The sequence below is a fragment of the Microlunatus spumicola genome (assembly GCF_039536445.1).
In the GTDB taxonomy this organism is placed as follows: domain Bacteria; phylum Actinomycetota; class Actinomycetes; order Propionibacteriales; family Propionibacteriaceae; genus Microlunatus; species Microlunatus spumicola.
In genome coordinates this window covers 16,075-42,522 of the sequence record NZ_BAAAYR010000005.1, presented here as the reverse complement: position 1 = coordinate 42,522, position 26,448 = coordinate 16,075, and the positions used below count along the sequence as shown (strand labels likewise).

General features: G+C 73.9%; 23 protein-coding genes and 3 tRNA genes. 11 read left to right on the top strand and 15 right to left on the bottom strand.

Going from position 1 to position 26,448, the window contains the following annotated elements:
* Window positions 1-24 precede the first annotated feature (24 nt).
* Window positions 25-1,608 carry an AMP-binding protein gene (locus tag ABD665_RS18005; RefSeq protein ID WP_344742627.1) on the top strand — a complete coding sequence of 528 codons (1,584 nt, stop codon included), beginning with the start codon at window positions 25-27 and terminating at the stop codon, window positions 1,606-1,608.
* 244 nt (window positions 1,609-1,852) lie between these two features.
* Here ABD665_RS18005 and treZ read toward each other — a convergent pair whose 3' ends face one another.
* The 8 genes from treZ to ABD665_RS17965 all read right to left on the bottom strand — a co-directional run bounded on the left by treZ (window position 1,853) and on the right by ABD665_RS17965 (window position 6,975).
* Entirely contained in the window at window positions 1,853-3,679 is a 1,827-nt protein-coding gene (gene treZ, locus ABD665_RS18000) for a malto-oligosyltrehalose trehalohydrolase (RefSeq protein WP_344742625.1), read from the bottom strand.
* A 117-nt stretch (window positions 3,680-3,796) separates the two neighbouring features.
* Entirely contained in the window at window positions 3,797-4,858 is a 1,062-nt protein-coding gene (locus ABD665_RS17995; RefSeq protein WP_344742623.1) for a UDP-N-acetylmuramate dehydrogenase, read from the bottom strand.
* On the bottom strand, window positions 4,855-5,274 hold the full coding sequence (locus ABD665_RS17990; RefSeq protein ID WP_204911034.1) for a MaoC/PaaZ C-terminal domain-containing protein: 420 nt from the start codon (window positions 5,272-5,274) through the stop codon (window positions 4,855-4,857). Before ABD665_RS17990 ends, ABD665_RS17995 begins: the two co-directional genes overlap by 4 nt.
* On the bottom strand, window positions 5,271-5,693 hold the full coding sequence (locus ABD665_RS17985; RefSeq protein WP_204911033.1) for an FAS1-like dehydratase domain-containing protein: 423 nt from the start codon (window positions 5,691-5,693) through the stop codon (window positions 5,271-5,273). The genes ABD665_RS17990 and ABD665_RS17985 overlap by 4 nt, the downstream gene beginning before the upstream one ends.
* Window positions 5,694-5,698: 5 nt before the next feature.
* A complete protein-coding gene (locus ABD665_RS17980; RefSeq protein WP_204911032.1) occupies window positions 5,699-6,466 on the bottom strand; it encodes a CbiX/SirB N-terminal domain-containing protein in 768 nt (255 codons plus the stop codon).
* A 24-nt stretch (window positions 6,467-6,490) separates the two neighbouring features.
* Window positions 6,491-6,658, bottom strand: coding sequence for a 50S ribosomal protein L33 (gene rpmG, locus ABD665_RS17975; RefSeq protein WP_183341800.1), 168 nt, complete (start codon window positions 6,656-6,658; stop codon window positions 6,491-6,493).
* A gap of 84 nt (window positions 6,659-6,742) precedes the next feature.
* Window positions 6,743-6,815 (bottom strand) — tRNA-Met (locus ABD665_RS17970).
* An 87-nt stretch (window positions 6,816-6,902) separates the two neighbouring features.
* Window positions 6,903-6,975, bottom strand: a tRNA-Thr gene (locus ABD665_RS17965).
* 157 nt (window positions 6,976-7,132) lie between these two features.
* On the opposite strand from ABD665_RS17965, the gene ABD665_RS17960 reads away from it, so the two are divergent.
* Complete coding sequence (locus ABD665_RS17960) at window positions 7,133-7,864, top strand: dienelactone hydrolase family protein (protein WP_204911031.1); 732 nt, start codon at window positions 7,133-7,135, stop codon at window positions 7,862-7,864.
* Between the two features lie 363 nt (window positions 7,865-8,227).
* Here the strand turns inward: ABD665_RS17960 and ABD665_RS17955 are convergent.
* Window positions 8,228-8,312, bottom strand: a tRNA-Tyr gene (locus tag ABD665_RS17955).
* 96 nt (window positions 8,313-8,408) lie between these two features.
* On the opposite strand from ABD665_RS17955, the gene ABD665_RS17950 reads away from it, so the two are divergent.
* The 7 genes from ABD665_RS17950 to ABD665_RS17920 are packed head-to-tail and all read left to right on the top strand — an operon-like array spanning window position 8,409 to window position 13,449.
* Entirely contained in the window at window positions 8,409-9,452 is a 1,044-nt protein-coding gene (locus tag ABD665_RS17950) for a methylenetetrahydrofolate reductase (RefSeq protein WP_204911030.1), read from the top strand.
* Window positions 9,424-10,239 (top strand): methyltransferase domain-containing protein, encoded by an 816-nt coding sequence (locus ABD665_RS17945; protein WP_204911029.1) that lies wholly within the window; start codon window positions 9,424-9,426, stop codon window positions 10,237-10,239. Before ABD665_RS17950 ends, ABD665_RS17945 begins: the two co-directional genes overlap by 29 nt.
* 48 nt (window positions 10,240-10,287) lie before the next feature.
* A complete protein-coding gene (locus ABD665_RS17940; protein WP_204911028.1) occupies window positions 10,288-10,779 on the top strand; it encodes a YajQ family cyclic di-GMP-binding protein in 492 nt (163 codons plus the stop codon).
* 26 nt (window positions 10,780-10,805) lie between these two features.
* On the top strand, window positions 10,806-11,474 hold the full coding sequence (locus tag ABD665_RS17935; protein WP_204911027.1) for a hypothetical protein: 669 nt from the start codon (window positions 10,806-10,808) through the stop codon (window positions 11,472-11,474).
* A gap of 5 nt (window positions 11,475-11,479) precedes the next feature.
* A complete protein-coding gene (locus ABD665_RS17930) occupies window positions 11,480-12,544 on the top strand; it encodes an alpha-hydroxy acid oxidase (protein ID WP_344742612.1) in 1,065 nt (354 codons plus the stop codon).
* A 4-nt stretch (window positions 12,545-12,548) separates the two neighbouring features.
* A complete protein-coding gene (locus ABD665_RS17925) occupies window positions 12,549-12,956 on the top strand; it encodes a VOC family protein (protein WP_204911026.1) in 408 nt (135 codons plus the stop codon).
* Between the two features lie 43 nt (window positions 12,957-12,999).
* Window positions 13,000-13,449, top strand: a complete 450-nt coding sequence (locus tag ABD665_RS17920) for a hypothetical protein (RefSeq protein WP_204911025.1) — start codon at window positions 13,000-13,002, stop codon at window positions 13,447-13,449.
* Between the two features lie 37 nt (window positions 13,450-13,486).
* Here the strand turns inward: ABD665_RS17920 and ABD665_RS17915 are convergent, their stop codons facing one another.
* The 6 genes from ABD665_RS17915 to ABD665_RS17890 all read right to left on the bottom strand — a co-directional run bounded on the left by ABD665_RS17915 (window position 13,487) and on the right by ABD665_RS17890 (window position 22,873).
* Window positions 13,487-13,810 carry an NADH-quinone oxidoreductase subunit I gene (locus ABD665_RS17915; RefSeq protein WP_425562185.1) on the bottom strand — a complete coding sequence of 108 codons (324 nt, stop codon included), beginning with the start codon at window positions 13,808-13,810 and terminating at the stop codon, window positions 13,487-13,489.
* Entirely contained in the window at window positions 13,807-14,388 is a 582-nt protein-coding gene (locus ABD665_RS17910; RefSeq protein WP_204911024.1) for an NADH-quinone oxidoreductase subunit C, read from the bottom strand. The genes ABD665_RS17915 and ABD665_RS17910 overlap by 4 nt, the downstream gene beginning before the upstream one ends.
* Window positions 14,385-14,801, bottom strand: a complete 417-nt coding sequence (locus tag ABD665_RS17905; protein ID WP_204911023.1) for an NADH-quinone oxidoreductase subunit B family protein — start codon at window positions 14,799-14,801, stop codon at window positions 14,385-14,387. The genes ABD665_RS17910 and ABD665_RS17905 overlap by 4 nt, the downstream gene beginning before the upstream one ends.
* Before the next feature lie 61 nt (window positions 14,802-14,862).
* Window positions 14,863-17,112 carry a DUF7507 domain-containing protein gene (locus ABD665_RS17900; protein WP_204911022.1) on the bottom strand — a complete coding sequence of 750 codons (2,250 nt, stop codon included), beginning with the start codon at window positions 17,110-17,112 and terminating at the stop codon, window positions 14,863-14,865.
* Between the two features lies 1 nt (window position 17,113).
* Window positions 17,114-19,030, bottom strand: a complete 1,917-nt coding sequence (locus tag ABD665_RS17895; RefSeq protein WP_204911021.1) for a DUF7507 domain-containing protein — start codon at window positions 19,028-19,030, stop codon at window positions 17,114-17,116.
* 45 nt (window positions 19,031-19,075) lie between these two features.
* On the bottom strand, window positions 19,076-22,873 hold the full coding sequence (locus ABD665_RS17890; protein WP_204911020.1) for a DUF7507 domain-containing protein: 3,798 nt from the start codon (window positions 22,871-22,873) through the stop codon (window positions 19,076-19,078).
* A gap of 539 nt (window positions 22,874-23,412) precedes the next feature.
* Here ABD665_RS17890 and ABD665_RS17885 point away from each other — a divergent pair.
* Window positions 23,413-25,317 (top strand): 2-oxoacid:acceptor oxidoreductase subunit alpha, encoded by a 1,905-nt coding sequence (locus tag ABD665_RS17885; protein WP_204911019.1) that lies wholly within the window; start codon window positions 23,413-23,415, stop codon window positions 25,315-25,317.
* On the top strand, window positions 25,314-26,405 hold the full coding sequence (locus ABD665_RS17880; protein ID WP_204911018.1) for a thiamine pyrophosphate-dependent enzyme: 1,092 nt from the start codon (window positions 25,314-25,316) through the stop codon (window positions 26,403-26,405). Before ABD665_RS17885 ends, ABD665_RS17880 begins: the two co-directional genes overlap by 4 nt.
* Window positions 26,406-26,448 lie beyond the last annotated feature (43 nt).

Here is a 26,448-nt window from a genome sequence, read left to right as displayed (position 1 = left end):
GCGTCCCCCTGCCATTCTTGGCCCGTGACGACGACCTCCGACCGAACGGCGACCGGCGAGCAGGTGAACCTGGCGCACTGGGTCCACGACCGGGCCACCGCCAGCCCCGACACGGTCGCGGTGCGGCAGGGCGACGTCGCCCTCACCTACGCCGACCTCGACGCGGCCTCGGCCGCCTTCGCCGCGCGGCTGCGGGGGCTCGGCGTCGGCCCGGGCGACCGGGTCGCCCTCGTCGCGCCCAACGTGGTGGCGTTCCCGGTCGCCTACTACGCGATCCTGCGGCTCGGGGCCGTCGTGGTCCCCATGAACCCGCTGCTCAAGGCGGGCGAGGTCGCGTACACGTGGGAGGACTGCGGGGCGCGCGTGGCCGTCGTGTTCGCGCTGTTCGCCGAGACCGCGCGGAGCGCCGCGGAGACCACCGGGACGCAGGTCGTGGTGGTCGGGCCCGACGACGCGGGTGCGCCCGACGACGCGGCCGACGCTGCCGACGTGGACCTCGGGATCTTCGAGCGGGACGCGTCCGACACCGCCGTCATCCTCTACACGTCGGGCACCACGGGTCGGCCGAAGGGCGCCGAGCTCAGCTTCGCCAACCTCCGCAGCAACACCCTCGCCTGCGTCGAGACCCTCTTCCTCAACGGGCCGGACGACGTGCTGTTCGGGGGGCTGCCGCTCTTCCACTCCTTCGGGCAGACCTGCGCGCTGAACGCCTCCGTCGCCGGCGGCTCCACCCTCACGCTGCTGCCGAAGTTCGACCCGCGCGAGGCGCTCGAGGTCGTCGCGCGGGACGGCGTGACCGTCTTCCTCGGTGTGCCGACCATGTACATGGCCCTGCTCGCGGTGGTCCAGAAGGACGCGGCGATGGCGGCGAAGGCCGGTTCCGTCCGCTTCGGCGTCTCCGGCGGCTCGTCCCTGCCGGTCGAGGTCCTCCGCGGTGTCGAGGAGGCGTTCGGGATGCGGCTGCTCGAGGGCTACGGGCTGTCGGAGACCTCGCCCGTGGCGTCGTTCAACCACCCGGACCGGCCGAGCAAGCCGGGTTCGGTGGGGATCGCCATCCGCGGCGTCGAGCTCGCCCTGGGCCGGCCGCCGCAGGAGGACGACGGCGACGGGACGGACCGCGGGAGCGTCGACCTGCTCGACGAGGACCCCGACGCGATCGGGGAGATCCTGGTCCGCGGCGACAACGTGATGCTCGGCTACTGGGGCGACCCGGGGGCCACCGCCGAGGCCGTGCGCGGCGGCTGGTTCCACACCGGCGACCTCGCCCGGCGCGACGCCGACGGCTTCTTCTTCATCGTCGACCGCGTCAAGGACCTGATCATCCGCAACGGGTTCAACGTCTACCCCCGCGAGGTCGAGGAGGTCCTGTACGCCCACCCGGCCGTCGCCGAGGCGGCGGTCGTCGGCGTGCCCGACCCCCTCCGCGGCGAGGAGGTCGGCGCCCTCGTCCAGCTGCGCGAGGGCGCGGAGGCGACCGAGGAGGAGCTCCGCGACTTCGTGGCGCAGCGCATCGCCGCGTTCAAGTACCCGCGGGTCATCCGCTTCGGCGCCGTGCCCAAGGGCCCGACCGGCAAGATCCTCAAGCGCGAGATCCACCTGACCGCCTGAGCGACCACGCCCCCTGAGCTTGTCGAAGGGCCTCGAAGAGGTCGGCACCGGAACGCCCCCCCCTGAGCCCGCCGAAGGGCCTCGAAGAGGTCGGCACCGGAACGCCCCCTGAGCCTGTCGAAGGGCCTCGAAGAGGTCGGCTCGCACCTAGGGCGCGCGCAGAGCCAACCCGTTCCGGGCCCTTCGACAAGCTCAGGGGGCGTAGCAGTGCGGCCCTCCGACGAGCGTCAGAGGGCGTACGGGCTCAGCTGCCCGGGGTGAACGAGGTGGGGAGGTTCGGGAGCTCGACGTGGGTCACGAGGGCGCTGGTCGGGCCGAGCCGGACGGTGGTGCCGTCGGCGGCGACCTCGACCTGACCGACCTGGAGCAGGCTGGTCGTCGCGCTCTGCTCGAGGTGCACCTCGGCGGGCTCGGAGCCGAAGTTCACCACGATGGCCGCGTCGTCGCGGGTCAGGACCAGCCAGTGCTCGTCGTCGTCGGAACGGGCGTGGCCCGTGTCGAAGCGCGGGTCGGTGAACGCGGGGACGGTCCGCCGGATCTCCAGCAGCTGCCGGTAGAGCGCGAGCAGCGCGGCGTGGGCCGGCTCCTCGGGCTCGGCCCAGTCGAGCTTGGAGGACGTGAAGGTGGCCGGGTCCTGCGGGTCCGGGACCTCGACGTCGCCCCAGGCCATCGCCTTGAACTCCTCCTTGCGGCCCTCGCGGACGGCATCGGCGAGCGCAGGCTCCGGGTGCGAGGTGAAGAAGCGCCAGGGCGTGCTCGCGCCCCACTCCTCGCCCATGAAGACCATCGGCGTGAACGGGCTGAGCAGCGTCACGAGCGCGGCGATGGCGAGCTGGTCCGCGTTGAGCCGCGCCGAGAGCCGCTCGCCGGTCGCCCGGTTGCCGATCTGGTCGTGGTTGTCGGAGCAGACGACCAGGCGCCAGGTCGGCGTACGGAGGGTGTCGATCGGGCTGCCGTGGCTGCGGCCGCGGAACGTGCTGCGCGTGCCCGTGTGGAAGAAGCCCGCCTCGGTCACCTTGCCCAGCGCCTCGAGGGAGTCGAAGTCGGCGTAGTAGCCGCTCGTGTCGCCGGTCAGGCTCACGTAGAGGGCGTGGTGGAAGTCGTCGCTCCACTGACCGGTGAGGCCGTAGCCGCCGCCCTCGCGCGAGGTGATGAGGCGCGGGTCGTTGAGGTCGGACTCGGCGATCAGCGTGAGCGGACGGCCGACGAAGGCGCTGAGCACCTCGGCCTCGATCGACAGCTCCTCGAGGATGTGCGTCGCCCGGGTGTCGTGCAGGGCGTGCACGGCGTCCAGCCGCAGGCCGTCGACGTGGTAGTCGCGCAGCCACTGGTGCACGTTGTCGACGATGTACGCGCGGACCTCGTCGGAGTCCTCGCCGTCGAGGTTCGGCGACTCGCCCCACGTGTTCACGCCGCCGGAGTTGAGGTACGGGCCGAACTCGGGCAGGTAGTTCCCGCTCGGGCCCATGTGGTTGTAGACGACGTCCTGGATGACGCCCAGGTCGTGGTGGTGGCAGGCGTCGACGAAGCGCTGGTAGCCCTCGGGGCCGCCGTACGCCTCGTGCACGGCGAACCACAGGACGCCGTCGTAGCCCCAGTTCCAGGTGCCGTTGAAGTCGTTCACCGGCATGATCTCGACGAAGTCGATGCCCAGCCCGACGAGGTGGTCGAGCTTGTCGATCGCCGCGTCGAAGGTGCCGGCCTCGGTGAACGTGCCGACGTGCATCTCGTAGATCACGCCGCCGGGCAGCTGCCGGCCGGTCCAGCGCTCGTCGGTCCACGCGAAGGCGAAGGGGTCGTACGTGCGCGACCAGCCGTGGACGCCCTCGGGCTGGCGCCGGGAGCGCGGGTCGGGCCGCACCTCGCCGGAGCCGTCGAGCTCGTAGCCGTAGTCGAACTCCCCCACGCCGGGCTCGCCCGACGGACCGGACGGCAGCGGGCCGTCGACGGTCCACCAGCCCTCCTCGTCGCGGGTCATCGGCACCGTGGTGGCGGTGCCGCCGACGGGGCGGACGTGCAGGGTCACCGCGCTGGGCACGGGTGCCCAGACGGCGAACTGAGGGATGCTCACGGCGTCGTAACTCCTGGTCAGGAACGGATCATGCTGGTCAGGGCGGCGGCGTTGACGGCGCTGACGGTACCGGTGATCTTCCCCGAAGGGGAGCAGGTCTTGCGGGGTCGGCAGGGGCTAGAGCGCGCAGCCGACGAGCACGGGCTCCGGCTCGAGGGTGATGCCGAACGTCTGCTGCACCGCGCTACGCACCGAGCGGGCCAGCGCGAGGACGTCGGCGGCGGTGGCCGAGCCGCGGTTGGTCAGCGCCAGGGTGTGCTTGGTCGACACCCGGGCCGGCCCGTCGCCCCAGCCGCGACCGATGCCGGCGTGCTCGATGAGCCAGGCGGCGCTCGTCTTGACCCGGCCGTCGGGCTGGGCGTAGCGGGGCGCGCCCTCCGGCAGCGTGGCGGCGGCCGTGGCGTCGAGCACGGGGTTGGTGAAGAAGGAGCCGGCGCTCCAGGTGTCCGGGTCGTCGTCGTCCAGCACCATGCCCTTCGAGCCGCGCAGGGCGAGGACCGCCTCGCGGACCTCGACGGCCGGGACGCGGGCGCCGACCTCGACGCCCAGGACGCGGGCGAGCTCGGCGTAGCGGACGGGTGCCGACAGCGACCCGAGCCGCAGCTGGAAGGTCACGTCCAGCACGACGAACCGGCCGGGCTGGGTCTTGAAGACCGAGGTGCGGTAGCCGAAGCCGCACTCGACCGCGAACAGCGTCCGGACCTTGCCGGTGCTGCGGTCGAGCGTGCGGACGGTGGTGACGTGCTGGCCGACCTCGGCGCCGTACGCCCCCACGTTCTGGATCGGGGTGGCGCCGACCGAGCCGGGGATGCCCGAGAGGGCCTCCATGCCGCTCCAGCCGTTCTGCACCGTCAGGGCGACGAACGGGTCCCAGGGCTCGCCGGCGGCGACGTTCACCACGGCACCCGAGCACGACGCGACGTCCTGGTCCACGCCGCGCGTGGCCACGACGACCACCGTGCCGTCGAAGCCCGCGTCGCCGACGAGCACGTTCGACCCGCCGCCGAGCACGAGCACCGGCTCGTGCGCCGCGTCGAGCGCGCGCACGACCTCCACCAGCTCGTTGGTGGACCTGACCTCGACGAGGTCCCGGGCCGGGCCGCCGACGCGCAGGGTCGTGAAGCCCGCGACCGGCACGTCGTGACGGGCGGGGAGGCCGCCGAGGACGGGGGCGCTCACGCCGCGCCCGCCGCGAGCACGACCCTGGCGGCGCCCAGCACCTTCTCGCCGTCGCGGGTGACGTCGAGGGTCACCGTGACCGTGCCCGCGTCGACGGCCGTGACGGCCCCGGCGACCAGCAGCTCCGCCCCGACGCCGTCGTCGGGCACCGGGACCGGGCGGGTGAAGCGGACGCCGTACGAGACGAGCCGCGCACCGGGACCGGCCCAGGCCGTCACCGCGCGGGCGGCCAGGCCCATGGTGAGCATCCCGTGCGCGATGACGCCGGGCAGCCCGAGCGCCCGGGCGGCGTGGTCGGACCAGTGGATCGGGTTGAAGTCGCCCGAGGCGCCGGCGTAGCGGACGAGCGTCTCGCGGGTGACCCGGACGGTGAGCGGCGGCAGGGTGGTCCCGACCTCCGCGGCGGAGACGCTCACGCCGCCTCCTCCCGGCTGTGCACGAAGGTGGCGTCGGCGACGAGCACGGGCTGCTCGACCGCGTCGCGGACCTCGACGGACGTCGTGATGATCTCGGTGGTCCCGCGGACCCGCACCTTGGTGATGCTGAGGGTCGCGGTGACGACGTCGCCCGGCTCGAGCGGGCGGTGGTAGCGGAACTGCTGGTCGGCGTGCACGACGCGGCTGAGCGTCAGCCCGAGCTCGGGGTCGGTGAACAGCACGTCCCAGGCGGGCCCGGTCACCACGGCACCGAAGGTGGGCGGCGCCACGACCGGCCCGCTCCCCTCGACCAGCGGGTCGCCCAGCGCGGCCGCGAACTCCGCGAGCTTGCCGTGGGTCACCTCGTACGCACGCGTGGGGGCGTACGACTTGCCGGCGTGGTCGGGGGTGATCGGCACGACGGTCAGCCTAGGGGCGCGAGGTCGGCGTCACGGGCGGCGGCGTAGCGGGAGAGCACCAGCGGCGCGGCCTGGGCGCCGAGCGGTTCGACGACGCTCCAGCCACGCTCGTCGGCGAGGCGGCGCACGGGGTCGAGCAGCAGCCCGTCGGCCAGGAACAGGGGCCAGACGGCCACGGGCCCGTCGAGGTCGGCGACGACCTCCTTGACGCGCGGGGCACAGGTGCCGAACGCGGCCCGCACCTCGCCCCGGCGCCCGTCGGCCAGGCGGGCGGCCAGGTCGGCGACGGCGTCGTTGGCCTCGGGTCGCGACGACCCGACGGCGAAGAGCACCGCGTCGGTGTCCCCGTGCACGCCGGCGCCGTCCAGCGCGCCACGCAGCACGGCGGCGACGTCGTCGCCCGTGCCGATGATGTCGGCGACGACGAGCTCGACGCAGCTCGCCTCCGCGGCCTCGGTCACGGCCTCGGGGACGTCGACCGTGGCGTGGAACGCGACGGTGAAGAGGAGCGGGACCACCACGGCGCGGCGGTGGCCCTCGGCCGCGAGGTCGGCGACGACCGCGGCCAGGTCGGGCTCCGCGAGGTCCAGGTAGGCCGCGCGAGCGGGCACCCCGGCGGCCGCGCCGACGGCGATCATCAGCGCCTCGATCGCGTCGGCCCCGCGCGGGTGACGGCTGCCGTGGGCGAGACCGATGACGGGCACGCCCGCCTGACCGGCCCCGGAGACGGACGAGCCGCCCGCGCTGGCGGACGGCTCGTTCGGGTTGCTCATGCTGCTGCTCGGATCAGACCGAGGTCAGCGGGTCTCGCGGTGGATCGTGTGGCGACGGTCGCGCGGGCAGAACTTCTTCAGCTCGAGCCGGTCGGGGTCGTTACGCCGGTTCTTCTTGGTGATGTAGTTCCGCTCCTTGCACTCCGTGCACGCGAGCGTGATCTTGGGACGGACGTCCGAGGACTTGGCCATGGTGGTGCTTCTTCCTGGAGGTTGCTCGGACCGACTGGGTGATGCCCGAGCCCTGGCCGCCTCTCGCGAGGCGGGTCTTGCGCGTAGCGGGAGCGGGACTTGAACCCGCGACACAGCGATTATGAGCCGCTTGCTCTACCACCTGAGCTATCCCGCCGTGGTCAGCCACCGGCTGCCCGGTCGGACAACGCCGACGTGGTGGCGGCTGTTCCGCCGGCGCGTGTGCACCGGAGCCTGTAGACCGAGCCCCCATGCGGATTCGAACCGCAGACCTTCTCCTTACCATGGAGACGCTCTACCTACTGAGCTATAGGGGCCTTCCGGCGCTCTGCCCCGAGGGGCCTGCACCGGCGCACAAAGATACACGGGACCCCCGGGTCAGGGCGAACCGAAAGGTTCCGCGGACGACGGACCACCCTCGGGGCCGTACGGCTCGTGCGGCAGGGACCGGCGCGTCCGCCCTATCGTGTGCGCGTGAAGACCACGGAGCAGCGGGTGACGATCCCGGGGGCGGGCGGCGAGATCCAGGCGGTGGTCATCGAACCGGTCGGGACCCCGGCCCGGTGCGGCGTCCTCTACTACACCGACATCTTCCAGATCACGGAGTCGACGCTGCGGACCGCGCGGCGGCTGGCGGCGGAGGGGTTCCTGGTCTGCCTGCCGGAGATCTACCCGCGCGAGCTCGCCGGGGTCGCGCTCGAGTTCGACGACGCCGGGAAGCAGGCGGGCCTCGCGGGGGCGGCGCACACCAGCACCGCGGAGTTCGACGCGGACCGTGCCGCCGTGCTGGCGTACCTCGCCGCCCGCGACGACCTCGACACGATCACCGCGGTCGGGTTCTGCCTGGGCGGGCACCTCGCCTTCCGCGCCGCGTTCGACCCCCGGGTGTCCGCCACCGTGTGCTTCTACCCCACCGGGCTGCACGACGGCGCGCTCGGGGCCGACGTGGCCGACTCCCTGGACCGGGCGGGCGAGATCGAGGGCCGGCTGATGGTGATCTTCGGCAGCGCCGACCCGCACGTGCCGGCGGCGGCGCGGCTCCGCACGCTCGAGGCCCTCTACGCGGCGGGGCACGAGGACCTCGAGCTGCACGTCTTCGAGGGCGGTGAGCACGCCTTCATGCGCGATGTCGGCCCCCGGCACGACCCCGAGCTCACCGACCGGGCCCTGGTCGAGGCGGTCTCGTTCCTCCGCGGCCGCTCCTGACGCTGGTCGGGTGGCCCTCGACCCGTCGGCGCGGGCGCTCCGCTCGATCCGCAGCGCTCGATGGCTGTTTCCGGGCGTCGACCCGCCCTTCTCCGCATCGAGCGCTTCGTTCTGAACGGCTCGAGGTCGACAGCGGAGCTGGGTGCTGGGGTGGTGCGCGGGAGTGAGGGCGGCGCAGGGTCGTCGGCCGGCAGCAGAACGGGCCCGGCCCGCGTCGGCCAGCGATCACGCCGTTCTCGGCCAGGAAGGGGCCAGGTCAGGCCCGCGGGGGGCCGTGGAGGAGACCGGGCCGGATCGATCTGTCCGGAGCGACGCGGTTCTTCCGACCGCTGCGGTCGGGCCTCGTGTCGCTCCGGGTCGTGCTGGTGGCAGGTGTTGGGTTCGAACCAACGTAGGCGATGCCGGCAGATTTACAGTCTGCTCCCTTTGGCCACTCGGGCAACCTGCCATGCCGGGCGAACCCGGCGGAGCGAAACCCTACCAAGCGCGCACGGGCAGGGCGAACCGCTGAGACACCCGGCCCGCCGCCTGCGAGCATGAAGCGGTGGTGACGGTGCAGGAGCGACCCCGCGAGGGGTGCCCGAAGCGCATGGTGCACGGCCCCTGCGGGGGCGTGCGCGACGACGGCGGCTGCGAGATGGTCGCCTCCTCCTGCGTCTTCCTGGACCCGCCGTCGTGGCCCGCCGCGCCGGAACCGGTCCCGCCCTCAGCCCCTGTACGCGTGCCGCTGGTGCTGACGGACCTCAGCACCCCGCCGGGCGACGCCGCCACCCTGCGCCGGGTCGTCGAGCTGCTCGCCCCCACCTGCGACGCCGTGCTCGTGGGCGACCACCAGGACCGGCCCGACTTCCCGCCGAGCACCCTCGCCCGGCTGATCGACGCCGCCGGCGGCGTCCCCTGGGTCACGCTGGCCTGCCGCGACCGCAACCGGGTCACGCTCGAGCAGGAGCTGCGGGCCCTCGCGCTCGACGGGCTCGCGACCGTGCTGTGCGTCACCGGCGACGGGCGTGCGTACGACGTCCGTCCCGACGTCACGCAGGTGTTCGACCTCGACGGCACCCGCCTCACCGCGCTCGCCGCCGGGCTCGGGCTGCCCGTGGCCGTCGCGGAGACCCCGACCGCGCGCCCGGTCGCGCTGCGGCCGCAGCGGCTCGTGCACAAGCAGCGGGCCGGCGCGGGCGCGGCGGTGCTGAACCACGTGCCCCGCGTCGAGGACGTCCGTACCTTCGTCACCGCCGCCCGCGCCCTCGGCCTCACCGTCCCGGTCGTCGCCTCGGTCCCGGTCTTCACGGACGCCCGGTCGGCGGCCGCGCTCTCGGCGCTGCCGGGCCTCGAGATCGACCCGGCCCGCGTCGAGGCGGTCGTGACGGCCGACGACCCCGTGGCGGCGGGCATCGCGTCCGCGGTGGACGAGGCGGAACGGCTGCTCGACGTCGAGGGCGTGGTCGGCGTGAACCTGTCCGGGATGGCCTCGGCCCGCGGCGTGCTCGACGCGGCCGAGGTCCAGGCCGCGACCGGCCGCGCCGTCCGCGAACGGGTCGGCCGGGTAAGACGCGGTCGTGACCGAGGCAGCCGGCAACGCCCCTGACGACGCCAGCGGCGCTGGCGACGACGTTCGCGGGGACGCCATGGCGGCCGAGTTCGACACCGTCGCCGCCTGGACGGCCGACGTCGCGCTCGCCCTCGGCCCCGACCACCACGTGCCCGCGGGGTGCCGCGGGAGCGGTGGTCCGGCGGCCCTGCACTGGTTCCTGGACCACCTGCGACCGGCCCCGGGCAGCACGTTCCTGGACGTGGGCGCCGGCGTCGGCGGCCCGGCGGCCTTCGCGGCGCGGGAGGCCGGCGTCCGTCCCGTCCTGACGGAACCCCAGGCCGGCGCGTGCCGGGCCGCGCGGCGCCTCTTCGACCTGCCGGTCGTACGGGCGGCGAGCGCGCTGCCCGTGCGCGACGCGGCCGTCACCTCGGGCTGGTGCCTCGGGGTGCTCTGCACGGTCGAGGACCAGCCCGCCCTCGTCCGCGAGCTGCGCCGGGTGCTCGCTCCGGACGGACGCCTCGGGCTGCTGGTCTACGTGGCCGGGCAGGACGACGTCCGCGACGCCCCGGAGGGGAACCACTTCCCCACCGCCGAGAGCCTCGGCCGCCTCCTGGCGGACGCGGGTCTCGTCGTCGAGCAGAGCGGGCAGCTGGCCGACTTCGCGGGGACCCCGCCGCTCTGGCAGGAGCAGGCGGCCGCGGTCGAGGCCGAGCTCGAGCGTCGGCACGGCTCCGACGAACGGTTCCGGACCGCGGAACGGCAGTCGGGACGCATCGGCCGGCTGATCGCCCGGGGCGACGTGCGGGGCACGATGCTCGTCGTCCGGCCCGCCCGGGCCTGACGGGCCCCGCGCCACCGACGCCGGACGGCGTTGCGGCAAGATGGGCGCGTGGCTTCGGAGAGCTCGTTCGACATCGTCAGCAAGGTCGACCGCCAGGAGGTCGACAACGCCCTCAACCAGGCGGCGAAGGAGATCCGGCAACGGTTCGACTTCAAGAACACCGAGGCGTCCATCGCGTGGTCCGGCGAGGCCATCGAGATGGAGGCGGTCTCGGAGGAGCGCGTGAAGGCGGTCCTCGACGTGTTCGAGTCCAAGCTCGTCCGCCGCGGCGTGAGCCTCAAGGCGCTGGACGCCGGCGAGCCGCGCTCCTCGGGCAAGCTCTACAAGATCACGGCGACGACCACCGAGGGCATCAGCACCGAGAACGCCAAGAAGGTCGCCAAGCTGATCCGCGACGAGGGCCCGAAGACCGTGAAGACCCAGATCCAGGGCGAGGAGCTGCGCGTCAGCAGCAAGAGCCGTGACGACCTGCAGGCGGCGCAGGCCCTGGTCAAGAACGCCGACTACGACTTCGCCGTGCAGTTCACCAACTACCGCTGAGCCAACGAGACACGGGAGCAACAGCCATGGGGATCCTCGACAACCTCAAGCACCAGGTCGAAAAGCTGGGCGATAAGGCGAAGGGGGGTCTGGACGAGGCCCGTGACAAGGCCGGCGACCTCCTCGACGACGCCCGCGACAAGGCCGGCGACCTCCTCGACGACGCCAAGGAGCGCTTCGGGCACGACGACGAGACGCCTCCGCTGACCGAGAGCTCCGACGTCGGCCCGGACTCCTCGACCACCGACGCCGTGCAGCCGGGCTACGTGACGGCCGAGGACGACGCCAGCGAGGACTCCGACGAGACCTCCCTGGACGAGGTGTCCGAGGACGACTCGGACGACTCCGACGTCGCCGAGGAGGAGGTGCTCGTCGCCGAGCCGGCGGGGGCGAGCGACGTCGTGCCCCCCGCGGCCGCCGAGCTGGACCCGGTCGACCTCGACGCCGAGGAGGTCGATGCGGAGGTGGTCGACGCCGAGGTGGTCGACGCCGACGACGTGGACCCGGCGGACGGACCGGCCGCGGACGACCCGACCGGCACCACCGACGGGCCGGCCGTCGAGACCGACGTGGACCCGTACGACGAGCCCCTGACCGAGACCATCGGCGACGAGCTGGCCGCAGCCGGCCTCGACCCCCAGGACGTGGCCGAGGCCGTCGGAACGACCTCGACCGAGCGGGACGCGTCAGCCTGACCGGCGTGCGGACCGACGAACCGGCGGGCGGCACGCGGCCCCTCGACCGGCCGCTGCCCGACGTCGCGGGGCTGGAGGCGGAGGCCGCCGAGGTCCTGCCCGCGCACGTCCTCGGCTACTTCCGCGGCCCGACCGGGGCGTACGGGATCCCGACCGAGGCCGAGCGGTGGTCGCAGGTGCGGTTCCGTCCGCACGTCCTGCGGAACACCCGTGACCTGAGCCTGGCGACCACCGTGCTGGGGACGCCGGTGGCGAGCCCCGTGCTGGTCGCGCCGATGGCGCAGCAGCGGGCGGCGCACCCGGACGGCGAGGTCGCGACCGCAAAGGCCGTCAGTCGTCGCGGCACCCTCCTGGGGGTGTCGACGAACACGGGCGTCCCGTTCGCGGACATCGCCGCCGTCGGTGCCCCGTGGTGGTTCCAGGTCTACGTCATGGACGACCGGACCATCACCACGGACGTCGTGCAGCGGGCCGCCGCCGCGGGCGCCTCCGCCCTGATCCTCACCGTCGACGCGCCCGGCACCGACCCGAGCCAGCCGCAGCACGAGCCGCGGACGTGGAGCGAGCGCTACGGCATGCAGGCGAACCTCCGCGACGACACCGGGCGCAACCTCGTCACCGCGACCCGGAGCCTGTCCCTCGACGACATCGGCTGGCTGAGCGGGCTGATCGGGCTCCCTGTCGTCGTCAAGGGCGTGCTGCGCGCCGACGACGCCGTCATGTGCGTCGACGCGGGAGCCGCGGGCGTGATCGTCTCCACGCACGGGGGTCGCTGCCTCACGCAGTCGACGACCTCGGCCGACGCGCTCCCCGAGGTCGCGTCGGCGGTCGGCGACCGCGCCGAGGTCTACGTCGACAGCGGCCTGCGCACGCCGGAGCACGTGGCCGCGGCGCTGTGCCTGGGCGCGCGGGCCGTGTTCCTGGGCCGGCCGGTCCTCTGGGCGCTGGCCACCGGCGGCGACGCCCGCGTCGAGCGGCTGCTCTCCGGCTTCGACACCCAGCTCGAGCGGGTCCTGCACTCCCTCGGCGCGGCATCCCTTGACGAGCTCGGGCCCGACCTGGTCGCCTGACGCCATGGCCCTCCGCATCAGCCACCTGACCGTCGACAGCCACGACGCCTACGCCCAGTCGCACTGGTGGTCCGCGGCCCTGGGCTGGTCGGAGGACCCCGAGGACCCCAACCTGCCCGGCCACGAGGAGTGCATGATCTTCGCGCCGGACGGACGCCAGCGGCTGCTGTTCATCGAGGTACCCGAGGACAAGACCGTGAAGAACCGGCTGCACCTCGACCTCGTCCCGACCGACACCTCGCGCGAGGCCGAGGTCGAGCGGCTCCTGGGCCTGGGCGCGACGCAGCTCGCCGACCACCGGCGGCCCGACGGCGGCGGCTGGGTGACGCTCGCCGACCCCGAGGGCAACGAGCTCTGCGTGCTGCGTAGTGAGCTTGACCGGCCCGACCCGTACGCCCACCTCGTGCGCTGACGCCTCAAACCGTCGAGGCTCGGGTATGACCTAGCCTTCCCCCGTGCCCATGACCGCGCAGGTGGACGGTGTCGAGCTGGCCGTGACGCGCCTCTGGGCCCGTCGACCCCACGTGAGCGTGCGCGGGCAGGAGCTGCCGAAGGACGCCCAGGGCCGTTACGAGCTCCGGGACCGCAGCGGCCGCGTCCGCCGGGTCGAGGCGTCCTTCGACTGGCGCCAGTTCGGCCCGCGGCTGCGGGTCGGTGACACGGACGTCCTGCTGGGCCGCCCGCTTCCGGCCTGGGTGCGGGTGGGCTACCTGGTGCTCCTCGTCGTCGGCGTCGGCCTCGGCGGCGCGTTCGGCGGCCTGCTCGCGGTCGCGAGCGCCATGGGCAGCGCGAGCCTGCTGCGGCGGACGGACCGGGCCGGGTCGCACGTGCTGCTGGCGGCGCTGGTGCCCTTCGCCGCCGTGGTCCTCTACGTCGGTCTCGTCACGGGCCTCTCGCCCCGCTGACCCGTCGACGGCCTCCCGACGACGGCGTCCCGGGCCGCTAGGCCAGGTCGGCGACGCCGTGCCGGAGGTCGTCGGAGCGCGTCCCCGCCGCGGGGTGGGCGGTGTCCCACTCGAGCGCGTCGAACGGGCACTCCTCGACGCAGATGCCGCAGTACATGCAGAGGTTCCAGTCGATGACGAACCGGTCGAGCACGTTGACCAGCCGGACGCGTGCGCCGGGCGCGACGTCCGGGTCGGGCTCGGTGTGGGAGTCGAGGCTGATGCACCAGACCGGGCACTCGCGGACGCAGAGCATGCACGAGGTGCAGGCCGGCTCGATCAGGCGGATCCGGCCGTGGCCGGACCCGTCCACGGCGCTCACCGCCCTCTCCTGCGGACGCGCCCGCCGGTGACGGCCGCGGCGACCTCGGCCGCGGTCGCGGGCGGCTCCGCCGGGTCGCGGTCGCCCCAGACCTCGGGCGCGGGCACCCCCGGCGGGACCATCCGTCGTCGGCTCGGCGAGGCCGCGCCCGTCGTACCGACGCCGGCGTCGCCCTCCCCCGGCTCCTTCGCCCCCGGCCACGGCTCCGCGGTGCGCGCGCCGAGGACCTGGTCCTTGCGCAGCGGCGTGGCCGCGGCCCCCACGTCGAGCAGCAGCCGGCGCTGGTCGCCGCCGAGGAACACGACCCCGAGCTCCTCGGCCGCCTCCCGCTCGTGCCAGGCCGCGCCGGCGTACAGGTCGCGCACGCTCGCCAGCTCCGGCCGGTCCCGCGGGACCCGGCAGGCCAGCAGCAGCTCGGTCGCCCCGGGGTCGTCGAGGCGGCGCAGCGAGAGCACGACCCGCAGCTCGTCGGCGACCCCGATCTCGTCCACGCAGCCCAGCCAGTCGAACCAGTCGTGCCCGTCCGCCTGCGCCGCGGCCACGGCGTCGTGCCACTGGGCCGGCGGGACCTCCCTCACGACGCGGCCCGCACGACGAGCCCGTCGAGCACCTCGCGCAGGGCGGCGGGCGTTGGCGGGCAGCCGGGCACGTAGACGTCGACGGGGACGAGGGCGTCGACCCCCTTCGTCACGGCGTACGAGTCCCAGTAGGGCCCGCCGGAGCAGGCGCAGACCCCGAACGCGACGACGACCGGGGGTACGGACTGCCGGTCGCGGACGGCGTCGACCACGGACGCGACGGCGGGCGCGAGCCGGTCGGTGACGGTCCCGGAGACCACGACCGCGGTCCGGCCGTCGACGGGCGGCTCGACCGGGGAGGCGGTCGCCGCGCCCGGCGCCGGCACCGCCGCGTCGAACTCCAGCGAGCAGCAGGCCAGGGCCACGTCCAGGACGTGCAGCGTCCCGTCGCCGTACCAGTCCACCCAGCGCACGGGGTCACCGTACGCGGGCGGGACCGCTCCGACGACCCTCGCCCGCCACGGACGGGGACGGTCAGCCGACCGTCACGGTGATGCTCGAGCGTGCGGTCGTGCCGTTGGCGTCGGCCACCTGGTAGCCGACAGTCGGCACCTTCCCGGTGGAGGCGCCCAGCGGCACGAAGGTGACGTCCCCGGTCCCGGCCACGAGGAACGTCCCCCGTCCGGCGACGACGAGGGTCTTCGCGTCGCCGGCGAGCGTCGACCCGGTCGGCAGCCCCGCGGTCAGCCGGAGCCGGACGCTCGAGCCGACGAGCGGCACCACCGGGGAGCCGGGGCTGTCGTTCGTCAGGACCGGCACCACGACCGGCCGGCCGGAGGCGGTCGAGGCGCTGTCCGTGCGGGCGACCGGCGTGCTGGCCAGCACCGTGACGGACAGCTTCGTCTCGAAGGCCAGGGTCTCCGTGCCGACGACGGGTCGCTGCACCTGGTACTGGACGCCGAGGGTGACCACCGACGTCCCGACGAACCGGGGCTCGGGGTCGAAGGTGACCACGCCGTTCCCGGGGCTGACCATGAAGACGCCCTGGCCCGGGACCACGAGCTTCTGCTGGTACGTCCCGGACAGGACCGCGCCCGGGTTGCCGCGGGCGGTCAGGCGCGGGGTCGAGACGGGCAGGGCGGTCCAGGTGGTCGGGCTGACCCCCTGGTCGTCGTTGGCCCTGACGTCGGTCAGGACGCGGTGGCCCTGCCGGGTCTTCGCGTAGTCCCACCGGGCCGTGATGCCCGGGAGGACCGTGACCGAGAGCGTGGCCCTCGCCGTGCGCCCGGCCGTGTCGGTGACGCGGTAGTCGACCGGTGCCGCGTCACCGATGAACCCCTTCGCGGGGGTGAAGAGGACGTCCTGGGTGCCGAACCGCGCCAGGTAGGTGCCCTGCCCGGGCACCGTCAGCCTGACGCCGTCGGAGTAGACGATCGTGCTGCCCGTGGGGAGCGAGGCCAGCTGGTCACCCGGGAACGTGAGCTTGGAGTTGACGAAGGGGTCCGGGCCCGGGACGTCGTTGCGCTGCGCGGGCAGGGCCGTGGCGAGCTGCGTCGTGGTGACGACGTGGTCGTCGGTCGCGACGGGCTGCGTGGGCCGGACGGGAGCGGGCCCCCCGGCGACGGCCTGCACGTCCACGACGACCTTGGCGTCGACGCGGATCCCGGAGGTGGTGCGGGCGCCGTAGAACGCCGTCGCCGTCCCCACGAACCCGGTCACCGGGGTGAAGACCACGGCACCGTCCACCACGGCGAAGCGACCGGCACCCGCGAGGTCCAGGCTCCTCCCCTCCGGGTCGAGGGTCGTCGGGTAGTCGGGGAGCCCCGAGCCGGACATCCGGAGCGAGGTCGGGTCGTACGCGCTGCGCGTCCCGTCGACGTTCTGGCCCGGGTCGTCGTTGCCCAGCACGGCGACGGTCACGGGCTTGCCCTGGGGGGTGGTCGCCCGGTTGTCGACCGGGGCGGGGCCCGGCCGCACGTGGACCCGCAGGTGCCCGACGCTGCTGTGCCCGGCGACGTCGTAGACGGTGTAGGCGATCGTGGAGTCCCGGCCGCCGCGCTTGTAGCCGGGGGTCATCCGGACGCGTCCGTCGGGCAGGGTCGACCAGGTGCCCCCGTCGTCGGCGGCCTGCCGGCCGTCGTCGCCGGCGTTGACCGGCACACCGGTGAAGACGGTGCGCGAGGGGTCGACCGCCGGACCGCCCGCCTCACCGGGCTGGTCGTTCGAGGCCCCGGCCAGGAGCACGTCCGGTCCGCCGTCAACGGCGCCCACCGTGTCGTCGGTCGCCTTCGGCGGGAGAGCACCGGTCGCCACGCTCACCGAGGTCGCCGCGTTGACGGCACCCCCGGCCGCCTTCGCGCTCGCCCTGACCGTGTCGGTCAGCGAGGCGCCGGCCAGGTCGGCCGCCGTCGTCGTCCGCGTCGCCCGGCAGGTCGTGGAGGCACCCCCCGCGAGGGTCCCGCCCTGCGCGACCGGCGAGCAGACGAGCGCCGACAGGCCCGACGTCGGGTCGGAGACCAGCAGGTTCGTGAGGCTGGACGTGCCGCGGTTCGTGACCACCACCGCGTACGCGACCGCCTGGCCGACCCGCGACACCGTCGTCGGGCCGGCCGAGGCCGACAGGGACAGACCGTCACCCGCGGCGGCCGGCGCGGCCGACGCCGTGGGCGCCTGACCGACCTGCAGACCCACGGCAGTGGCCAGCACGACCAGCGTCGCCAGGGTGAGGTCGGCCGGCCGGCCGAGCAGCCGGCGCATCGCCCGGCGCGACGTCGTGTCCTCCACGTCAGCCGACCGTCACGGAGAGGGTCGACCGTGCCGTGAGGCCGTTGACGTCGGCGACCTGGTAGCCGATGGTCGGCACCGGGCCCGTCGCCCTGCCGAGCGGCACGAAGGTGATCTGCCCGGTGCCGGAGACGAGGAACACGCCCCGGCCCGCGACCTTGAGCGTCTTGGCGTCGCCGTAGAGCACGGACCCCGACGGGAGGTCCGGCGTCGTCCGGAGCCGCACGCTCGACCCGTCGAGCGGACGGGTCGCGGCGCCGGGCCGGTCGTTGACCAGGACGTCCACGACCACCGGGTGGCCGACGGTGGCGCCGGCGGCGTCGGGCGCGGCGACGGGGCCGCTGCCGGTCGAGGACGGTGGGACGACGGGCGGGACGGCCTGGACCCTGACGCTGACCGTGGCCGCGGCGTTGGCGGCCACCGCGTGGTACGGGAAGCCCGTCACGGGCACGGCCGTCGCCTTCGCCGTCGCGCTCAGCGACGTGGCCCTCAGGTCCTGGGCGGTGACGGTCCGGGTCGCCGTGCACGTCGTCGTCCGGTTGTCACCGAGCGAGCCGCCCAGCGCGGACGGGGAGCAGACGAGGGCCGAGACGCCCGGGGAGCTGGCGCCGACGACCAGGTCGACGAGGCTCCGGTTGCCCTTGTTCCGCACGACGAAGGTGTAGTCGACCCGCTGGCCGACCGAGGTGACCGTCGTGGGGCTGGCCGTCCCCGTCACCGTCATCCCCTGCGTGATCCGCGTCCCGGCGGAGGTGCCGTTCTGGGCCCGGAGCGGGAGGGTCTGGCCGCCCTGCGTCGTGGTGGCGGTCGCGACCACGAGGTCGCCCACGCCGGCCTCGTCGGCGTCGAAGTCCTGCTGCCGGACCCTCGAGGTCGCCGTGCAGGTCGTCGACGTGCGGGCCGGGAGGCTTCCGCCCGGCGCCACCGGGGTGCAGGTCTCGGTCAGGATGCGGGCGCCGAGCGAGTGGGTGAGCCTGAGCCCGGCGAGCGGCGTCGCCCCGGCGTTCGTGATGGTCGTGGTCCAGGTGAGCGTGTCGCCGACGTGGAAGAAGAGGTCCGGGCTCACCGTCTCCTCGATCGAGAGCCGGTCGGCGGTGACGGTCCACCGCACGAAGCCCTGGACCGGCTGGTGGCGGACGCTGCCGTCCGCGGCCCGGGTCGTGTCCTGCACCGTGTAGTAGAGCGCGTAGCTGTCGTTGATCGTCACGTACGCGAGGTCGGGGGCGAAGGTCGCGAGCCGGGTCGTCGCGTCGATCGTGAACACGCCGAACTTGGGGAACGTGACGACGAGGCCGTCCGCCGACACCGTCACCGGGGCGCCCTGCGTTGGCCGCCACCGCAGCGACGAGCGGTCGAAGGTGCCGAGCGAGCCGTCGGCGTTGCGTCCCGGCCTGTCGTTCGCGAGCAGGTCCAGGGTGACGGGCGTGCCCTGCGTCGTCTCGAAGCTGTCGTTCCCGGCGCCGGCCGTGACCACCACGGTCTGCAGCCCCTCGGCCGTCAACCCGCTCGCGTCGGTGATGCGGTAGCGGACCGACCGGGTCCCCGTGACGCCGGCGGTGTCGAACGTCATCCGTCCGTCACCGCCGATCTTCCAGGTGCCGAAGCCCGCGTCGTAGACGACCTTGTCGGCGACCGAGCTGCCCGTCGGCAGAGGGGCCGGCTGGGTGGCGGTGAACGCCGTCAGCCCGTAGCTGATCGCGGACGAACCGGCCTTGTCGTCGCGCGCGCCGGGGAGCAGCACCTCGAAGGTGCTCACCGAGACGGTGCCGCCGCCGTCGACGACGGTCGGCCCCGTGGCCGCGGAGGCGGTCGACGGGTGGGCGAGCTGGACCCCCGCCCCCAGGGCGAGGGCGACCGCCACGACCAGGAGCTGACGGGCCTTCCGGCGGAGGGCCGTGGCACTGGCGAGCGGGACCATGTCGTGTCTCCTGGGGGTGGTGGTGCGGATCCTGCTGCGGACGGGTCAGGAGACGCGGACGGACAGGCCCGCGAACTCCTTGGTCCCGTTGGCGTCGAGCACGGTGTAGCTGGTGAAGGCCGGGCCCGTCACGCCGGCGAGCGGGTAGAAGGTGATGTTGCCGTCCCCCGCCACCGCGTACAGCCCACGACCGGGGAGGATCGCGATCTGGCCGTCGGCCGTCGTCGTGCTCGGCGGCGTCGTCAGCGGGCCGGGCGCCATCCGGACGCTGCCGGGCACCAGCGGTCGCTCCGGCACACCCGGCTGGTCGTTCTGCAGCACCCGGACCCGCTTGCTCGTCCCCGGCGTCGTCGTGGCGGAGTCGGCGTTCAACCTCGGGTCCACGTCGGCGAGGATCACCTGGAACCTCGACGCCCCGCCCGGGACCGTGAGGTAGAAGGCGGTCGCGCTGCCGCGGAAGGTCGGGTCGGGCACGAACCGGACGTCCCCGGTCCCCTGGTCGACCGTGTAGGTGCCCTGCCCGGGCACCACCAGCTGGGTGTTCCCGCTGCCGGCGGTGAGGGTGGAGCCGCTCGGTCGGCGGGCCGGGTCGAAGGCGACCGTGCCCGTGACGTCGTACGGCCGACCGGCCGGGTCGAGCTCCGGGGTGTCGTTGGCCAGGGTGCGCACGACGACCGGCACGCCCTGCGGCGTGTAGGCGGTGTCGGCCTTCGGCACCGCCGGCGGCAGCACGGTCACGGTCTCGGCGCCCTCGCCGAAGTGGAGGAACGCGAAGTCGAAGATCGTGTAGCGCACGGGCGACGTGGTCCCGACGAACCCGGCGTCGGGCTTGAACGACAGGTACCCGCCCCCGTTGATCCGCCAGACCCCCTCGTCGGGCACGACCAGCGAGTACTCGTGGTCGTGGCCGTGCTCCTCGTCGACGACCTGGCTCCCCGGCGGCTGCCCGGTCGCGGAGAAGCTCATCTCGTCGAAGGAGAAGGGGAAGAAGCCCGGCGCGGGGTTGTCGTTGGAGGCTCCGGGGACCGAAGCGGTCCGGCCCGAGCGCACGGTGACGTGGTCGTCGGTGGTGACGATGTCGCCGCCGACGATCGTGAGCTGCAGCGTCGACCGCGTGTAGAGCCGGCGGGAGACGCCGGTGGCGTCGACCACGTCGCTGAGGACCGAGTAGGCGATCGTCGGGAGGGTCCCGTGGAAGCTCTTGTCGAGCCTGACGACGACCAGGCCGCTGTTCGTGCCGCTGCCGACGTCGAAGCCCGGCCGTGACCCGGACGCCGGGACGTGCAGGTCGCGGCCACCGTCCCCGATCGTCGCCCCCGTCGGCTGCCCGGTCGTCGGGAACAGCACCGAGCCCGCGACGATCGTCCCGAGCCGGCCGTCCGCCGACCGCCCGGGGTTGTCGTTGAGCACCAGGTCCACCGAGATGGAGCCGTCGGCCGCGGGGTCACCCTCGAGCCGGGTCGCCACGTCCGGCACCGCGACGGGTCCGGCCGCGACGCCGACCTGCAGCGACGCCCTGGCGGTCGCCCCGCCCGCGCCGCTGATCTCGTAGGTCACGGGGGCCGTCGTCCCCGCGTACTTGACGGCCGGCGTGAAGGTGACGGCGGCCGCCGTGGACGTCGCCGTCCAGACGCCCTGGCCGGGCACCGTCAGGGTGAGCCCGTCGGTGGACCGCGTGCTGCCGTTCGGCTGGCCCTCGGCCGGGAAGGTCGGGCGCAGCGCGGTGGTCGTCGATCCCGGGTCGTCGTTCGTCGCGGCGGCCAGCACGACGGGCTGGTTGAGCACCGTCGTCGCGCTGTCGTCGGTCGCGGTCAGCGCGTCGGAGGTGACGAGCACGCTCAGCCGACCCACGACCGCGATGCCCCGCTGCGCCCCGGGACGCGACGTGTCCTCGACCTGGTACGCGACCGTTCCGGCGAACCCGCGGAAGCCGGCCTGCGGACGGAACACGACGGTCCCGTTCGTGAACCACAGCGTCCCCCGCCCGGGCAGGGTCAGCGTCTTGCCGTTGCCCGAGACGACGGCCCCGACCGGCTGGCCGTTCGCGGGGAACACCGCCCAGCGCGGGTCGAACGTGCCGGGTGTCCCGTCGACCCGCAGCCCCGGCGTGTCGTTGGCCGCCGGGTCGGTGCTGCCGTCGGCCCCGACCCGGGTGGCCAGGGTGTCCGGCCGCGCCACCGGGCCGGGCTGGACCTTGGCGGTCAGGGCCGACACGGTCTCGCCGCCCCCGCTGTCCCGCGCCAGGTAGTACTGCACGAACGCACCCGTGAAGCCCCAGGCCGGCGTGAAGAGGACGTGCCCGTCGGGCACGAGCGACCAGGTCCCCCGGGGGGTGGTGACGGTGTTCCCGAGGTTCGTCCCGTGGTCGGAGCCGATGAAGCCGCCGAAGGAGACGGTGCTGCCGGGCGCCGCCGGGCTGTCGTCGAGGACGCCGGGCAGCTGCACCGGGGTGGCGAAGGTCGTCGTGGCCACGTCGTGGGTGACGGTGGGTCCCGGCGCACCGCCGAACGCCGCGGCCACGACGCTGCCCGTGACGGTGACCCCGCTCGTGTCGGTCACGGCGTACTGCGCGCTGACGGGGTCGACGTTCTCGAAGGTCTGCGTGAAGGTCACCAGGCCGTCCGCCAGCGTGAAGACGCCGGCGTTCGGGACCGTCCGGGTGAGGCCGTCGGCCGAGGTCGTCCCCCGTCCGGACGGGTTCGCCGTGAAGCGGAGCGAGCTGGCGTCGAGGCTGGCGTCGGTGCCGTCCAGCCGCTGGCCGGCCCGGTCGTTGGCCAGGGGGTCGACCGTCCCGCGCTGGTCGCCGCCGATCGCGACCGGGTCCTGGGCGGCGACCGGCGGTCGGCGCACGACCACCGTGGCGACGGCGGTCGAGCTCTTCCCGGCGAGGTCGTACGTCCGGTAGGTCACGGTGTCGGTCCAGCCCGAGGTGTACGGGTCGTAGCCGGGAGGCGTGATCGCGTACCGGAGCGACCCGTCCCCGAGGACCAGGAAGGTCCCGTGCCCGGTGGCCCTGGACCGGGTCGCGGGCCCGGTCCCGGACGCCGGGGGCAGGTCGGTGCGCGAGCCGTCGACGGCCGGCCCGCCCGTCTCGCCGGGGCTGTCGTTCGTGCTGCCCGGCAGGACCACCGGACCGGTGTTCGAGAGCACCGTGACGGTGTCGTCCGAGGCCCTGGGCGCGAGGGTCGCGACCGCGGTCCGGGCCGAGGCGCTGGCGGTGACCGCCGTCCCGTCCGTGGCGAACCCGGCCGCGCTCGCGCTGACGTCCTGACCTGCGCTCCGCAGGTCGTCCGCCGTCGAGGTCCGCGTGGCGGTGCAGGTCGTGGTGGTCGACGTGTAGAGCGTGGCGCCCAGGGCGACGGGGGCGCAGACCAGCGTCGGGAGGCCCGGCGCGACGGCGCTGACGGCCAGGTCGCGCAGCGCCCCGTTCCCGGTGTTCCTGACGGTGACGGTGTACGTGAGCGTCCGACCCGTCCGTGTGATCGTCGCGGGGGCCACGCCCAGCTGGACGGACAGCACCGGTGCGGCGGCGGCAGCAGCGACCTCCGCGGCGGCCCGAGGGTCGGCCTCGGGCGTCGGCGAGCCCGACGTCGCCGCCGAGGGCGAGGCCGACGGCCGGGGCGTCGGGGCTGCGGACGGCGTCGGGGACGGCGTCGGAGACTCGGCCGGGGTCGGCGACGCGCTCGGCGCGGGCGTCGGCGAGGCCGACGGGACGGCCTGCGGCGCGGCTTCGGCGCCGGGAGCGAGCGCGACCAGACCCCCCAGACCGGTGGCGAGGGCGGCGACCGTCGCGATCAGCCGGGACGGTGTGGTCCGGGCGCGGAGGGGGCGAGGGTTCGGCATCGGTGCACCTTCGGGGGGAGCTCGCTCTCGTCGGTCCCGTCGGGGCGGAGGGGATCCTGAAGAGGCGGCAGCTCGACTCTAAGGACGTTCAGGCGGCCTTGCCTAGAGGTCGCGTCCCGTTGCTTTTTGACGCGAGGCCCCATAGGAGCGCTATGGCATCACCCGCCACAGGAACGCCCTCGGCTCCATCTCCTCCTGCGACGCCCGCGAGCGGTACCGCTTCCCGGTGCACGGGGGCCTGCGACCGGGAAGGCGTACCGCTTGCGGGGGGTTGGGTGGTCGTGGTTCGGCGCGAGCGGAGGGCCCGGCAGCGCGGCGCGCGTGTGACGTTGCCCTCCACCCGCTCTCAGCGCGTGAACGGGCCTGGTTCTCGGTAAGGGCGCCCTTATCATGGACGACGGTCCTTCGCCAGGAGCCCGCGCCCGACCGGCGGCCTGGACGACGCCGCGGCACACGCGGCGCCCACCTCGACATCCAAGGACCGCGCGGGCCCCGAAGCACGGGCGTCCCGAACGCTAGAAGGAAGAAGGCTGCACCGCATGACTGAGGTCCGCACGCTCGACCGCGTGGTCATCCGCTTCGCGGGTGACTCCGGCGACGGCATGCAGCTCACCGGCGACCGGTTCACCGCCGACTCCGCGGTCTTCGGCAACGACATCTCGACCCTGCCGAACTTCCCCGCCGAGATCCGGGCCCCTGCGGGCACGCTGCCCGGGGTGTCGAGCTTCCAGCTCCACTTCGCCAACTACGACATCATGACGCCGGGCGACCGGCCCGACGTGCTGGTCGCGATGAACCCGGCCGCGCTCAAGGCCAACATCGCCGACGTGCCCCGCGGCGGCCTGGTGATCGCCGACACCGCCGACTTCACCACCCGCAACCTGGCCAAGGTCGGCTACGCGGCCAACCCGCTCGAGGACGGCTCGCTGGCCGACTACCAGCTGCACGCCCTCGACCTGACCGGCATGACCGTCGCCGCCGTCAAGGAGTTCGGGCTGTCCCGCAAGGACGCCTCCCGGGCCAAGAACATGTTCGCGCTGGGCCTGCTGTCCTGGCTCTACCACCGCCCGACCGAGGGCACGCTGGCCTTCCTCACGACGAAGTTCGCGAGCAAGCCGGCGATCCGCGACGCGAACGTCACCGCTTTCAAGACCGGCTACGCGTTCGGCGAGACCACCGAGGTGTTCGCGGTCTCGTACGAGGTCGCCCCCGCCCCGATGCCGTCGGGCCGCTACCGGCAGATCTCGGGCAACCTGGCCCTGTCGCTCGGGCTCGTCGCGGCCGCCCGCAAGTCGGGGCTGCCGATGTTCCTCGGCAGCTACCCGATCACGCCGGCGTCGGACATCCTCCACGAGCTGAGCAAGCACAAGCGGTTCGGCATCACGACGTTCCAGGCCGAGGACGAGATCGCCGGTGTCGGCGCCGCGCTCGGCGCGAGCTTCGCCGGCCACATCGGCGTCACCACGACGTCCGGCCCGGGCATGGCGCTCAAGGCCGAGACGATCGGGCTCGGCGTGATGACCGAGCTGCCGCTCGTGATCATCGACGTCCAGCGCGCCGGTCCCAGCACGGGCATGCCGACCAAGACCGAGCAGGCCGACCTGCTGCAGGTGATGTTCGGGCGCAACGGCGAGTCGCCGGTGCCCGTCATCGCCGCCTCGACGCCGGCCGACTGCTTCGACACGGCGATCGAGGCCGTGCGGATCGCGATCAAGTACCGCACGCCGGTGATCGTGCTGTCCGACGGCTACATCGCCAACGGCGCCGAGCCGTGGCAGGTGCCCGACGTCGCTGCCATCCCGCCGATCGACCCGCAGTTCGCGACGGAGGCGAACGCGACCGACGCCGCCGGCAAACCGCTGTTCCTGCCCTACCTGCGCGACGAGGAGACCCTCGCGCGTCCGTGGGCGATCCCCGGCACCGAGGGCCTGCAGCACCGGATCGGCGGCATCGAGAAGGCGCGCGACACCGGCGCCGTCTCGTACGACCCGGCCAACCACGACGAGATGGTCCGGACCCGCCAGGCCAAGATCGACGGCATCGTCCGCGACATCCCCGACGTCGTGGTCGACGACCCGACCGGGCCGGACGGCAGCCGTGCGCGCACGCTCGTGCTCGGCTGGGGCTCGACGTACGGGCCCATCGCCGCGGCCGTCCGCCGCGTCCGGAACTCGGGCCGCCAGGTCGCGCAGGCCCACCTCCGCCACCTGAACCCGTTCCCCGCCAACCTCGGGGAGGTGCTGCGCAGCTACGACCGCGTGGTCGTCCCCGAGATGAACCTCGGCCAGCTCGCGCTCCTGCTGCGCGGGAAGTACCTGGTCGACGTGCACAGCTACTCCCGCGTGCGCGGCCTCCCGATCTCGCTCAGCGAGCTCGCTCGCGACCTCGAGCTCGAGATCGACGCCCTGCCCGAGCCCGCACCCTTCGAAGGAGCGTTCGCGTGACCACGATCGACCGACCGACCATCACCAGCGGGGGTCTCGCCGGCGTCCCGCTGTCGCTGGAGCCGCTGACCCGCAAGGACTTCACCTCCGACCAGGAGGTCCGCTGGTGCCCCGGCTGCGGCGACTACGCCGTGCTCGCCGCGTTCCAGGGCTTCATGCCGGACCTCGGCATCAAGAAGGAGAACACGGTCATCGTGTCGGGCATCGGCTGCTCGAGCCGGTTCCCGTACTACGTCGACTCCTTCGGCATGCACTCGATCCACGGGCGCGCCACGGCCATCGCCACCGGCGTCGCGACCGCGCGGCCGGACGCCGCCGTGTTCGTGATCACGGGTGACGGCGACGCGCTGTCGATCGGTGGCAACCACCTGATCCACATCCTGCGCCGCAACGTCAACGTGACGATCCTGCTGTTCAACAACCGGATCTACGGCCTCACCAAGGGGCAGTACTCCCCCACCTCCGAGCTCGGCAAGGTCACCAAGACCACGCCGTTCGGCTCGCTGGACAACCCCTTCAACCCGGTGTCGCTCGCCATCGGCGCGGAGGCCACGTTCGTCGCGCGCACGATCGACTCCGACCGCAAGCACCTCACCTCGGTGCTCACGGCCGCCGCCGCGCACCGCGGGACGTCGTTCGTGGAGATCTACCAGAACTGCCCGATCTTCAACGACAACGCCTTCGAGGCCGTCAAGGACCGCGAGACCTCGGCCGACGCGATCATCCCGCTGACCCACGGCGAGCCGATCCGCTTCGGCGAGGGCCAGCGTCTCGGCGTCGTGCGCGACCCGCGGACGGGCGAGTTCTCGGTCGTCGAGGTGGACGCGGTGGGCGTGGACGCGCTCGTCGTGCACGACGCGCACATCTCCGACCCGTCGTACGCCTTCGGCCTCTCGCGGCTGACCGACTCCGGCGTCCTGCACCGCGCGCCGATCGGGATCTTCCGCTCCGTCGAGGCCCCCGCGTACGACGACCTCGCCCGCGAGCAGGTCGCCCTGGCGACCGATGGCCGCGCGAACGACGACGCGGCCCTCCAGGACCTCGTCAACGGTGGCGACACCTGGCTGGTGGACGACCCCGAGGACTGAGCACTCCCGCACGACCGCGACGGGGACGATCCGGCACCGCTGC

Coding starts and splice junctions, on each gene's coding strand:
- ABD665_RS17980 (WP_204911032.1), bottom strand. CDS start 6,466: ATGAGCAACCCGAACGAGCCGTCCGCCAGCGCGGGCGGCTCGTCCGTC.
- ABD665_RS17885 (WP_204911019.1), top strand. CDS start 23,413: ATGACTGAGGTCCGCACGCTCGACCGCGTGGTCATCCGCTTCGCGGGT.
- rpmG (WP_183341800.1), bottom strand. CDS start 6,658: ATGGCCAAGTCCTCGGACGTCCGTCCCAAGATCACGCTCGCGTGCACG.
- ABD665_RS17890 (WP_204911020.1), bottom strand. CDS start 22,873: ATGCCGAACCCTCGCCCCCTCCGCGCCCGGACCACACCGTCCCGGCTG.
- ABD665_RS17935 (WP_204911027.1), top strand. CDS start 10,806: ATGGGGATCCTCGACAACCTCAAGCACCAGGTCGAAAAGCTGGGCGAT.
- ABD665_RS17925 (WP_204911026.1), top strand. CDS start 12,549: ATGGCCCTCCGCATCAGCCACCTGACCGTCGACAGCCACGACGCCTAC.
- ABD665_RS17895 (WP_204911021.1), bottom strand. CDS start 19,030: ATGGTCCCGCTCGCCAGTGCCACGGCCCTCCGCCGGAAGGCCCGTCAG.